This is a genomic window from Haloferula sp. A504, assembly GCF_044385805.1.
In the GTDB taxonomy this organism is placed as follows: Bacteria; Verrucomicrobiota; Verrucomicrobiia; order Verrucomicrobiales; family Akkermansiaceae; genus Haloferula.
On the sequence record NZ_JBISBU010000012.1, the window covers coordinates 76,048 to 88,124 of the forward strand.

The 12,077-nt window shown below is 64.4% G+C and carries 10 protein-coding genes; 8 read left to right on the forward strand and 2 right to left on the reverse strand.

Going from position 1 to position 12,077, the window contains the following annotated elements; translation table 11 throughout:
• Positions 1 to 14: 14 nt before the first annotated feature.
• Positions 15 to 1,697: a 2-isopropylmalate synthase gene (gene leuA, locus ACG2LG_RS08390; protein WP_396258057.1), complete on the reverse strand. Its 1,683-nt coding sequence runs from the start codon at positions 1,695 to 1,697 to the stop codon at positions 15 to 17.
• A 311-nt stretch (positions 1,698 to 2,008) separates the two neighbouring features.
• Here leuA and ACG2LG_RS08395 point away from each other — a divergent pair, with 311 nt between their 5' ends.
• From ACG2LG_RS08395 to ACG2LG_RS08410, 4 genes are all read left to right on the forward strand, one after another.
• Positions 2,009 to 2,530, forward strand: coding sequence for a phospholipase D-like domain-containing protein (locus ACG2LG_RS08395; RefSeq protein ID WP_396258059.1), 522 nt, complete (start codon positions 2,009 to 2,011; stop codon positions 2,528 to 2,530).
• A 193-nt stretch (positions 2,531 to 2,723) separates the two neighbouring features.
• On the forward strand, positions 2,724 to 3,086 hold the full coding sequence (locus tag ACG2LG_RS08400) for a type II toxin-antitoxin system RelE/ParE family toxin (protein WP_396258061.1): 363 nt from the start codon (positions 2,724 to 2,726) through the stop codon (positions 3,084 to 3,086).
• Between the two features lie 55 nt (positions 3,087 to 3,141).
• Entirely contained in the window at positions 3,142 to 3,834 is a 693-nt protein-coding gene (locus tag ACG2LG_RS08405) for a tol-pal system YbgF family protein (RefSeq protein ID WP_396258063.1), read from the forward strand.
• Positions 3,797 to 6,055, forward strand: a complete 2,259-nt coding sequence (locus tag ACG2LG_RS08410; protein WP_396258065.1) for a ComEC/Rec2 family competence protein — start codon at positions 3,797 to 3,799, stop codon at positions 6,053 to 6,055. Before ACG2LG_RS08405 ends, ACG2LG_RS08410 begins: the two co-directional genes overlap by 38 nt.
• A 23-nt stretch (positions 6,056 to 6,078) precedes the next feature.
• Here the strand turns inward: ACG2LG_RS08410 and trmB are convergent, their stop codons facing one another.
• Positions 6,079 to 6,699 (reverse strand): tRNA (guanosine(46)-N7)-methyltransferase TrmB, encoded by a 621-nt coding sequence (gene trmB, locus ACG2LG_RS08415; RefSeq protein WP_396258067.1) that lies wholly within the window; start codon positions 6,697 to 6,699, stop codon positions 6,079 to 6,081.
• Positions 6,700 to 6,820: 121 nt separating this feature from the next.
• Here trmB and accB point away from each other — a divergent pair, with 121 nt between their 5' ends.
• The 4 genes from accB (at position 6,821) to ACG2LG_RS08435 (ending at position 11,893) form a co-directional block, all read left to right on the forward strand.
• Entirely contained in the window at positions 6,821 to 7,273 is a 453-nt protein-coding gene (gene accB / locus ACG2LG_RS08420; RefSeq protein ID WP_396258069.1) for an acetyl-CoA carboxylase biotin carboxyl carrier protein, read from the forward strand.
• A gap of 72 nt (positions 7,274 to 7,345) precedes the next feature.
• Entirely contained in the window at positions 7,346 to 8,698 is a 1,353-nt protein-coding gene (accC, locus tag ACG2LG_RS08425; RefSeq protein ID WP_396258071.1) for an acetyl-CoA carboxylase biotin carboxylase subunit, read from the forward strand.
• A gap of 84 nt (positions 8,699 to 8,782) precedes the next feature.
• Positions 8,783 to 10,111 carry a lipopolysaccharide biosynthesis protein gene (locus tag ACG2LG_RS08430; protein WP_396258072.1) on the forward strand — a complete coding sequence of 443 codons (1,329 nt, stop codon included), beginning with the start codon at positions 8,783 to 8,785 and terminating at the stop codon, positions 10,109 to 10,111.
• Between the two features lie 1,173 nt (positions 10,112 to 11,284).
• Positions 11,285 to 11,893 (forward strand): HNH endonuclease, encoded by a 609-nt coding sequence (locus ACG2LG_RS08435; protein WP_396258074.1) that lies wholly within the window; start codon positions 11,285 to 11,287, stop codon positions 11,891 to 11,893.
• Positions 11,894 to 12,077 lie beyond the last annotated feature (184 nt).

The following is a 12,077-nucleotide window of genomic DNA, read 5'->3' on the forward strand; positions in this document are numbered from 1 at the left end:
CGCGCTCCACCTGGCTAGCGCAGCAGGTTCCAGGCGGTGACGAGGGCCTTGAGGCCGGCCATTTCGATCGAGGGATCAATGCCGCAGCCCCACAGGATGCGGCCGTCGTCGTGCTGGACCTGGACGTAGGAGGCGGCGGTGGCGTCGGAGCCGCCACGCACCGCGTGGGAGCGGTAGTCGGTGACCTTGAGGTCCTTCAGTCCGGCGTTCTCGAGGGCGTGGACGAAGGCGTTGATCGGCCCGTTGCCGTTGCCGGAGATCCGCTTCTCCTCGCCGTCGATGACGATGGCGGCGGTGCAGTCGACCCGGCCCTTTTCCACGCTGTGGTGGATCAGCTCGTAGTCGGTCACGCTGAGCGGGGTCTCGACGTTGGCGAAGAACTCGTGGAAGGCGTCGCGGATCTCGTCGATGGTGAGCTCGCGACCGCGTTCGTCGGCGAGGTCGTAGATCTTCTTGCCGACCTGCGGGTGCATGGTCTTCGGCAGGTCGAGACCGTGCTCGCGGTCGAGGATGTAGGCGACGCCGCCCTTGCCCGACTGCGAGTTGATGCGGATGATCGCTTCGTAGGAGCGCCCGATGTCCCGCGGGTCGATGGTCATGTAGGGCACGCCCCAGGCGAGGCCGGGATCGACTTCCGCTTCCTTGGCGCGGCGGTCGAGGCCCTTCTTGATGGCATCCTGGTGGGAGCCGGAAAAGGCGGTGAAGACGAGCTCGCCGGCGTAGGGCAGGCGGTCGGGCACGCTCATGCGGGTGACGCGCTCGTAGGCCTCGCGCAGGCGCGGCAGGTCGGAGAAATCGAGGCCGGTGTCGATGCCGTGGCTGTTCATGTTCAGCGCGACGTTGACGATGTCGAGGTTGCCGGTGCGCTCGCCATTTCCGAAGAGCGTGCCCTCGACGCGGTCGGCGCCGGCCATCAGTGCCAGCTCGGTGGCGGCGGTGCCGGTGCCGCGGTCGTTGTGGGTGTGCAGCGAGACCAGCAGCAGTTCCCGGGTCTTCAGGTGGCGGCACATCCACTCGATCTGGTCGGCGTGGACGTTGGGGGTGGTCCACTCGACGGTCGCCGGCAGGTTGACGATGAGCTTGTTGTCCGGGGTCGGTTGCCAGACCTCGGCGACCGCGTCGCAGCACTCGAGCGAGAAGTCGAGCTCGGTGTCGGAGAAGGATTCGGGCGAGTACTGGAGCGTGACCCGGGTGTCGGGAATGCTCGGGACGAGTTCCTTCACCAGCCTTGCCCCGGCGACGGCGATGTCGCGGATCTGGTCGCGGGAGGCGTCGTTGAAGGTGACGCGTCGCTGCAGCGGCGAGGTCGAGTTGTAGATGTGGACGATGGCCTGCTTCGCCCCGGCGATCGCCTCGAAGGACCGGCGGATCAGGTGCTCGCGGGTCTGGACGAGGATCTGGATGGTGACGTCGTCGGGGATCCGGCCTTCCTCGATGAGGCGGCGGCAGAAGTTGAACTCGGTGTCGGCGGCGGAGGGGAATCCGATCTCGATCTGCTTGAAGCCGACGCGGCAGAGCAGGTCGAAGAATTCCAGCTTCTCCTCGACCGACATGGGCTGGGGCAGTGCCTGGTTGCCGTCGCGGAGGTCGACCGAGCACCAGACGGGGGCGTGGTCGATCACGGCGTCCGGCCAGGTGCGGTCGGGCAGGTCGACCGTGGGGAAAGGGCGGTATTTTTTCAGGGATGACGGGTGCATCTTGGGAAAATGACGAATGAGGGATTTTCGAATGACGAAACAGGAAGGAGGCCGCGGGAAGAGCGGCGGCCGGGGAAACGGCGGTTAGGAAAAAAGAAAACTCAGCGGGTGGCCAGCCCTAGAAGGAGGGCGGGAAGCAGAAGACGGCCGCGGAGGATGAAACTCATCGGCGCGAGGGATGCGCGACGGGAGACGCTTTGTCGAGGGGGAAAGTGGCAAAGAGCCGGTGTTTCCGCCGCCGCCAAGGCTTTGGCGGGCAGGTCGGCTCTTCGGTGTTTCGGTGGATCGGTCGGGGCGCTATGGATCCCACCGTGCGCGAGCTGCTGCTGAACGAGGAGATCCACAGTCGGGTGATCGAGGAGATGGTGCCCGGGGCGCGGCGCTTCGTCTGGATCGTGACCGCCGACATCAAGGACCTGCACGTGGTCCGGGGGCGGCGCTCGGTCCCGCTGCTCGCCGTGCTCGCCGACCTCGTCGAGAGCGGGGTGGCGGTGCGCCTGATCCACGCCAAGGAGCCGGGCCCGCGCTTCCGCGAGGACTTCGATCGTTTTCCGGTGCTGGTCGAGAGCGACCTGTTCGAGCGGGCGCTTTGTCCTCGGGTGCACACCAAGGCGGTGATCGTGGATGGAACTCAGGTCTTCGTGGGCTCGCCGAACCTGACCGGCGCGGGGATGGGGGCGAAGCATCCGGACCGCCGGAACTTCGAGGCGGGCTTCATCAGTGATGAGAGGGCGGATGTGCGGCGGATGATGAACTGGGCCGACGAACTCTTTCTCGGGGATTTTTGCGGTAACTGCCGACTCCGCGATCGCTGCCCGGATCCGCTGGGGTGAGGGAGCGAGGAGCGCCGATTATGAAATCGGCAAGTCCCGGGAGGTTCCAGGTCGGGAGCTTGGAATGCCTGGAGCCGGGGCTTTCCATCTGGGAAGCACGGGGCGGAGGGCTGGGCGCTGCCGGTTTCATAACCGGCGCTCCATGCGCAACTTGGCACTTGGCAGCTTGGGCCGGGAACCTAGCCTCCTGCCCGTGTTCCAGATCGTCTTCAACGAGATCAGCGCCGCGGAGATTTCGCAGCTCGACACCCTCGAGCAGTTGGAACTCTTCGATGAATTCAAGGTGAGCCAGACGGACCTGGATTCCTTGGATGGCGACCGATTCGGCAAGATCGAGCGCGACGGCAAGACGCTCTACCGGTTCCGGACCAAGGACTGGCGACTCTATTTCGAGGTCAAGGACGAGGCCGTGGTCGTCCACCGCGTGCTCCACAGGGGGACCTTCTCCGATTTCGTCTTCCGCTCGAACATTCCGCTCGCCGAGGACGAGGAACTGGCGGAGTCGAAGCATTTCTGGAAACTGATCGATGAGGGCCGTGCGGCCCGACGGGTGTGAGTCCGGACTTTTTCGGTTTCGTCGGTTCCTTTGCAGCTGCTAGAACCCCGCCAGCATGAAGTGGATCTTCTACGTCACCTTCGGGGCCCTGATCGCCATCGGCTGGGTGCTTTTCATGCACCAAGGGGATGACAAGATCGACGAGCTCCAGCAGAGGATCGCCGAGATCGAAAGGCTCGGGTATCAGGAGGACATGGAGGCAATCCCCTCGCTGAAGGATCAGATCGAAGAGGTTCAGGGCGGCAAGGTGCTGACCGGCATCCTGATGGCCTTCCTCACGGCGGGGCTGGTGGGCATCGTGTTTGTCATCGATATCCTGCCGACGATCGCCCACAAGTTCACCCACGCCGTCTATGACAGCGGTGAGGAGCTGGAAGAGGATCCGATGCACGATGCGAGGGCACTTCTCGCCCAGGGTGAGTATGAGGCGGCGATCGGGGCATTTCGCGATGCGGCGGCCGAGGATCCGCTGAACCGGCTGCCCTATGTGGAGATTTCGAAGATCCAGCGCGACCACCTGCATGACCCGCAGGCCGCGATCGACACTCTGAGGCAAGCGATTGAAGGTCAGGAGTGGCAGGTGAGCGATGCCGCCTTCCTGATGTTCCGCCTCGCCGAGGTTTACGACCAGGCCATGGAGGACCGCGCTTCGGCTGCGGCGATCATGCAGCAGGTGGTCGATCAATTCCCGGAGACCCGCCATTCGGCGAATGCCCGCCACAAGCTTCACGAGTGGGGCCTGGCCTGAGCGCGTGCGCCGCTGGGTCGAGCGGCGGCCACTCCTGTGGCTGGCCTGTCTGGCGCTGGGCGCGGTGCTGATGGCCGATGGAATGGTGGCACCGGGGTTGGCTCTCGCGGGGCTGGTCGTGGTTGTGCTGATGGTGGCGGGAAAGCGTCGCCTGCTGGCGGGTGCCCTGGTGGTCGCGGCGGGCGCGGGATGCTGGCACCATCACGACCTCAGCCAGAGGCGGGCCATGGCTTCGGCGCTTGGCTCCGGCCGCCATGCGGAGCTTGAACTTCGACTGCTGGAGGAGCCCGCTGCGGCCGGTCGCGGCTGGGCGGCGGTGGCCGGGGTCGTCGATGGGCCGGGCCGGGTGCGGCTCCGGGCGGGCGGCGTGGCACCGGCCCGGGGGGCGGTGGTGCGGGCTTCGGGTCGGCTGGTGCCGCCCGGTGGCCCGCGGAATCCGGGCGAGTTCGACCGGCGGCAGTGGCTCGATCGGCGCGGGGTGTTCGCGGAAATGGAGGGCGGTGGAGCGGTCGAGCTGGTTCGGGATCCCCCCGCCTGGCGGCGGGCCGCGGAGGGAGCGCGAAGCGGATTTCGCGAAGCGGTCATCCGCGGGCTGGATCCCTTGTCCCGCGAGGCGGCGGTGATCCGGGCGGTGGTGCTCGGGGATCGCCCGGGCGACGAGATGCTCATCGAGCCGTTCCGCTTCACGGGAACGTTGCACGTGTTCGCGGTCAGTGGCCTGCACGTCGGAATGGTCGGACTGCTCGGGTGGGGTATCCTGCGCCTGCTCGGCGTGCCGCGGCGCGCGGCCTTGATCCCGCTGGTGCTGATGATGTTCGGCTACGCCTGGCTCACGGGCTTCAAGCCACCGGCGGTCCGCGCCGCGTGGATGGCGTCGGTCGTGCTGGGGGCCTTCTGGTTCCGGCGGCGGCCCGATGTCGCCAATGCCCTCGGACTGGCGGCGTTGCTGGTCCTGGTGACCGATGGCGATCTCGTCTTCACCGCCGGTGTGCAACTTTCGTTCATCGTGGTCGGAGCGATCGGGCTCGGGCACCGGCCGGTCTCGAAACTCTGGGCCTGGATGCGCCGGGAGGAACCCTATCTGCCGCGCTCGCTCTATGGTCCATGGCGCGAGCGCTGGCTGAAGCTCCGGAGGGGGACGGCGGACTCGCTGACCGTCTCGACCTCGGCGTGGGCCGGGTCGGCCCCGCTGACGGTCTGGCATTTCGGCATCGTGACGCCGATCTCCGTCATCGCCAGCGTGGTGCTCTCGCTGCTGGTGCTGCCGATGCTCGGCATGGCGCTCGTTTCCGGCGCCCTTTCACCGGTCCCCGCGGTGCCGGAGGCCATCAACCGTCTCAATGCCGTGTTTGCCGGTGGGCTGATGGACCTGGCGGGGATGGGTTCGGAGATTCCCGGCGGTCACCTGGAAATTCCCCGGGATCGGCCGGCGGACGAGTTTCTGATCGTCTTCGACCTTGAGGACGACGGCGCGGCCTGCTGGCACGGCGAGGGGGGCTCGGTGATGATCGACGGAGGCTCGCGGCGGAGTTTCGGGTTCGTGGTGATGCCCGCTCTCCGGCACATGGCGCTCCGGCCCGGCTCGGTGGTGGCGACCCATCCCGACGGAGGACACGTCGGTGGGTTCATCGACATGCTCGATGCCTTCCCCGTGCGCCGGGGTCTGGTCCCGGTGCAGCGGGCGCTGGGGACGAACTACCGCGACTGGATCGAGGCGGCGGACGGGCGCGACGTGCCGCTGGTGCTCGGGCAGGCGGGGATGAGCTATCCACTTTCCGACGCGGCGTCCCTGGAAGTCATCCACGCTCCCGATCCCTGGAACTGGCACGACCTGGCGGACAACCGGACCATGCCGGTGCGCCTCCACTGGCGGGGCTGGCGAATTCTCTTCATGGGCGACGCCGGATGGACGACCGAACGGCGGATGCAGCGTGCCGGAATCGACTTCGGTACCGACGTGATCGTCGCCGGCCGGCACGGTCATGATCTCGCGCTCGGCTCGGCCTTTCTCGAAGCAAGCGGGGCGCGGGCGATCGTCGCCTCACACGCGGATTTTCCGCCGGACCAGCGGATCCCGCCGACTTGGCGGGCCGCCTGCGAGGACCGGGGCATCGCGGTATTCCATCAGGGTGAGAGTGGCGCGGTGAGCTTCACGATCCTCGGCGACCTGCTGCGCCTGGAGGGCTTCGTCGACGGGCGGGTGGTGGAATTGGAGCGTTGATGGCGTAGAGCGTTCCGATCGGCTCATTCCACCTTCCGCAGGCGCATCGACTGGAGCACCTTGCCCTCGCTCTCCCATTGAACCTGGAAGTCGGTCTTCGGGTAGAAGAAGGCATCGTCCGGCCAGTCGAGCCGCTCGAGGCGTCCGAAGGCGGCGACTTCCTCCTCGGCCCATTCGAAATACTCCCCGTGGTCGGTCTTGAAGAGTAACTCGCCACCCGGCTCAAGGACCCGCTCGACGGCCTCCAGGAAGTTGCGCTGGACCAGCCGCCGCCGGTGATGCCGCGCCTTCGGCCACGGGTCGGGACAAAGCAAGTGCAGCCGCGAAACGCTCGCCGGACCCAGCAGCCATTCCACGGTGTAGCGACTTTCAAGACGCAGCACTTTCAGATTGGCCAGCCCCTCGCGCTCGGCCTTGCGGCAGACCTTGCGGACGCGGCCGAGCAGTCGTTCGACGCCGAGGAAGCTCCGCCCGGGGTGCTCGCGGGCCATTTCGACGAGAAAGGAGCCGTCACCACAGCCGAGATCGACTTCCAGCGGACGTTCGTCGGCAAAGATCTCGGATTTCTCCACCTGCCGGAAGTAATCGTCCGGCATGAACTCGTGCGCTTCGGGTTGGCGGGGGGCGCTGACAGGCTCGCTCACGGGCCCCAGCGAAGCGTTCCGGGGCCGAAACGCAATCCGCAATGCGCTTGACGCAATTTCAAACGGCTCCCTAGCCTTGCCAAACGCAAGACCTCCCTTCACTCCCAACCTTCCCAGAACCGTGGACCTCAAAGAAATTCGCAGAATCGTCGAGCTCATGAACGAGCACGGGCTCACCCATTTCGACATGTCGAAGGACGGCTTCCACCTCAAGCTGAAGAAGGGTCAGGACCTCGACTCGCTGCGCGACCTGATGGCCTTGATGCCTGCCCAGGCAGCCCCCGCCCCGGCTTCCGCCGCTGCGGTGCCGGCCGCCCCCGAGGCGGTTGCCGCTGCCGACGGCGAATCCATCCTGTCGCCGATGGTCGGGACCTTCTACCGCAAGCCCTCCCCGGATGCGGCGGACTTCGTGAACGTCGGCGATGCCGTCAGCGAGGGCCAGGTGCTGTGCATCATCGAGGCCATGAAGGTGATGAACGAGATCAAGGCCGAGCGCTCCGGCACGATCACCGCCACCGTCGCCGAGGACGGTGAGCCGGTGCAGTTCGGCGACGAACTCTTCCGCATCAAGTAAGCTCATTCCGCGTGCCGTCCACCCCGTCCCCGGAGGAGACGGACACCCGTTTCCAACTCCGCGCTCCCACCCATGTTCAAACGCGTCCTTGTCGCCAACCGTGGTGAAATCGCCCTGCGGATCATCCGTGCCTGCCGCGAACTCGACGTCGAATCGGTCGCCGTCTATTCGGAGGCCGACGTCGATTCGATGCACGTCCAGCTCGCCGACGAGGCGGTGTGCATCGGCAAGGCGGCCGGCAAGGACAGCTACCTGAAGGCCGACCGGATCATGGCCGCCGCCGAGATCACCGAGGCCGAGGCCATCCATCCCGGCTACGGATTCCTCTCGGAAAACGCGCGCTTCGCCGAGATCTGCCAGAGCTGCAACGTCCGTTTCATCGGTCCCTCGCCGGAGGTGATCACCCGCATGGGCGACAAGGCCACCGCCCGCGCCACCGCCGTCGAGAACGGCGTGCCGATCACGCCCGGCAGCGGCATCATCCTCGACCCGTACGAGGCACTGGAAAAGGCCCGCGAAATCGGCTTTCCCGTGATGATCAAGGCCACCGCGGGCGGCGGTGGAAAGGGCATGCGGCCCTGCCTCGAGGAGGCGGATTTCCTGAAGCTTTTCGAGGCGGCTTCGAACGAAGCCCAGGCGGCCTTCGGCAACGGAGACTGCTACCTTGAGAAGCTGGTCCTCAACCCCCACCACGTCGAATTCCAGATCATCGCCGACCAGCACGGCAATTTCCTCCAGCTCGGCGAGCGCGACTGTTCGATGCAGCGCCGCAACCAGAAGATCATCGAGGAATGCCCGTCGCCGCTGCTCACGCCCGAGCTGCGGAGCCGCATGGCCGAGGCCTCGGTGAAGTTGATCGAGGCGATCGGCTACGAGAACGCCGGGACCATCGAGTATCTCGTCGATGACAAGGCAGAGAATTTCTACTTCATGGAGATGAACACCCGGATCCAGGTGGAGCATCCCGTGACCGAGGAAGTGATGGGCTGCGAGCTGATCAAGGAGCAGATCCGCATCGCCGCCGGCGAGCCGCTTTCCGATCATGTGCTGGCCGCCCAGCCGCGCGGCCATGCGATCGAGTGCCGGATCAACGCCGAGGATCCCTACAACAATTTCGCCCCGAGCCCGGGAACCATCGACCTCTGGTACGCCCCCGGCGGCAAGGGGGTGCGCGTCGACACCCACGTCTATTCCGGCTACAGCGTGCCGCCCTACTACGACTCGATGATCGCCAAGCTCATCGTCACCGCCGCCACCCGCGAGATCGCCATTTCGCGCATGAAGCGCGCCCTCGGCGAGTTCATGATCCGCGGCATCAAGACCACCATTCCCTTCCAGCAGGAGATCCTCAACCACCCCGACTTCGTCGCCGGCAACTACGACATCGGCTGGGTCGAACGCTTCATGCAAGAGAAGAAGCTCTGAGCGGGCGCGGGCTGTTGAGGCATCGCTTCCTGTCCGGGCGCATCCGGCCTGTCCTTCGGGGGAAAACTGAGTAGCATCGCCGTCGTGGACACCGCCGAGCGGCAGGAACAAGGCACCCGCCGGAATCGGTCGATCCGTTTGGCGGTGGTGACCTCGTTCCTTTCGAAAGCCGGCACTGGATTGCTCCAGTTGCTGGCGATCCCGATCGCCGTGCGGGTGATGGGCCGCGAGGAATTCGGGATCTACACCAGCATCAGCCTGGCGCTTTCAACCGTCGCGCTGCTCGAGGTCGGCATCGGCCCGGCACTGGCCCACGGCATCTCGAAGGCCGGAGCTGAGGGCGATGGCAGGCGCCGCCGGGTGCTGGCCTCGACCTCGTTTTTGCTGATGCTTGGCCTGGCCCTCGCCACCGCGATGGGCCTGGCGGCGGTGCTGCTCTCGGTGCCGATTCCAACCCTGTTCGGCGACGACTTCGCCGGGCGCGAGCAGGTGATGCGTCCGGCTCTGTGGATCGGGCTGGCCACTTTCACCGCGTTGTTTCTCCTGAATCTGACCGACCGCATGCGCGAGGGTCTGCTCGAGGTGGCCATCACCAACGTCTGGGGGGCGGCGGGGAATGTTCTGGCAGCCATTGCGGTTGCAGGGGGCATCTGGTTTTTCCCCGAGATCTGGTACCTCGTGGTGGCCATTCATGGCTCGGTCGTCATCGCCAAGGTGGGCAATACCGTGGCGCTTTGGCGGAAGTATCCGGATCTGATTCCGAGACCCCGGTCGTTCGACGCGGCGACCGCCCGGCATCTTTTCGGCGACGGTCTGGCGTTTGCCTCGGCGATGCTGCTCACCGGCGTGGTGGAGTACAATTTCTGCGGCTGGCTGGTCGGGCGCATCGAAGGTCCCGGGCAGGTCGCTCTTTATGGTCCGCTGACCGCGCTGACCGTGATGCAGCTCGGCTTCGTGATGATGGTGAGCACGCCGACCTGGCCGGCGGTGGCAGATGCGCTCGCCCGCGGCGACCGGGACTGGGCGCGCACGGCCTCGAAGAAGCTCTATCTGTATGGCTGTTGTTTCGCGCTGGCGGCGGCGACCGGCATGATCGTGGTCGGGCCGTGGGGATTCCGCATCTGGCTGGGTGAGGAATTCGGCGGGGTCGAGCGCGGCTTGCTGGCGGCCTACGCCTGCTACTTCGTCGCCCACGTCTGGCGACATCTCAACCACATGCTGATGATCGGCACCGGCCAGGTCACGCGATTGGCGAGGATCCAGCTCATCGAGACCCCGGTTCTCGCCACCGCGGCGGCGGTGGCGCTGTGGCAGGGCGGCATGGACGCGATGCTGCTCGCGATGGCCGCTTCGATCCTGCTCGTCACCGGCTGGATGCTGCCGATCCGGGTCTGGAAACTGCTGCGGGAGTAGGTGCGAGTGCCCGGCAACGGTCACCCAACGACCCGCGAAGCCCCCGCGGACCGCTGCAAAGGCCCCGCACAGCTCTGCAAAGCCCCTACGCAGCGCTGCAAAGCCCCATCCCGGCCCAAGCAAAGCCTCCGACAGCGCATGCCGAGTTTCCGCCAGTTCGGCCGGAAGTTGGCTGACCATCGCGCGCGGGATACGCTCATGGCGGGCTCGGGTTCGTTCACTGCCCGCACCCGACGACCAAAGTTCCGGCAACCGTATGGATGCCACTGTCGTCCTTGCAGGAGATTGGTCATTTTGAGAACCGCAGACTCTTCGGGATCTCTCCGATCCCAAAGACTCAGGAAAATCCGCGTAATCCATTGAATCCCCATAATTCGAAACGAATGGCCCCGCCTGGCCCTTCGAGATAATCGCTCGTCTGTAGGGCGTGCTACACTAGGGGTACTGCACCTGTTCAAGCGGAGGACCTGAAAGCTCGACAACACGCCCAATATACGCCCACTCGCCATACGGGTTCTCGCCAAACCTTGGAGGCCTTGATCTCCAATCCACAGGGAGTGAATCACCATACAGCGTATGAGTGATGAACGAATCCACCGGGCAATCGAGGGGACCCACTGTGGCCACGCAATCGACAGTGTCCTCGGTCTGCCCCGGGATCCTTCCCTGCACCAAGAAGTGGCGAATCGGCTTGTCCATCGCGCCGAGAAGGATCTTCCGCGAAGGTCGAGTTTGCAATCAAAATGTTCCAGTATGGAACATTTCTCTAGACTCGGAATGATAAGAAGCCCGGATGGAGTCAGGCAGAGCAGGTCCGGAACCAGAGCGCGGTCATTCAAAGAATCTGGTGGGTGAACGGGTGAGGCTGGCTCGTCGGGCGCTCAGGGGGAAGGTGACTCAGGACGAACTCTCCGGGCGGCTTGCGGCAATCGGCACCCAGCTTGACAGGGCTGCGATTGCGAAAATCGAACTCGGGCTTCGACACGTTTATGACTATGAAATCATTCCGATCGCGAGCGTGCTGAAGGTTGATGTCCTATGGCTTCTCGGAGCGGAATCCCAAAGAGGGGCTTGTCATGGGGAAGGGGGTGAAAAATGACGTTCGATTCCTCAAGGGCTCTTCGAATGGCTACAAGTCGATCCAAATCAGATGTAGCAAACAAAATTGTTAGTATGTTTCTGCACACTCTCAGCAAGAAGGTGTGTGCGGAGTTCGGGCTGACTGTAGGCGATCAGGCTTACACGGAACACGTGTCTTCGGTATTCAAAGACAAGTGCATCTATTGCCAGGATTTGTTGGAGAAAGATAAGTTGGCGGTTGAGCACCTGGATGGGATGAACAGGATGAGGGCAGGCCTTCACATACCTGGAAACGTGGCGGTTTCTTGTCGAAAGTGCAACAGCGAGAAGAGACGCGACGATCAAGCGAAAGATTTGATACATCCGGGTTCGGGGTGGATGTCGTTCCTGTCCCATGACGAAACAAGGTGTAAAACAACGTGTAAGACCTGCGCGTTCTGGGCTGGCAAGTTTCCGGAGAGCCAGAGTCGAGTGGAGTATCTGTTCATGATTCGGACGAGGATCTCGGGTTTTCGGGATCGCTACAAATCCGTCATCTCGTGGAATATGGAGAACAAGGATGTCATTCGAAATCAATCTGAGAAGCTGTATCGCCTGTGCCAGGAGTTCGCCACGAAGGAGATCAAGGATCTGGCGGACCAAGTGAATGTTTCACTTGGGTCCGTTTATCAAGCAACAAGTCGCCTGAAGAGGTCTGGTTGAATGCACGTTGCTGGTGCCAGGACGGCAACGAGCCTTTTCCGCATGGCGTTCTCTTTCTCAAGCTCCTGGAGGCGCTTGGCCGTCATCATCTTCGCTCCGCCGTATTCCTTGTTCCAGAGGTGGGAGGTTGCCACTCTGATCTCAAGCTTGCGGCAGACTTACTCAATTCTCACTCCGCGGGCTT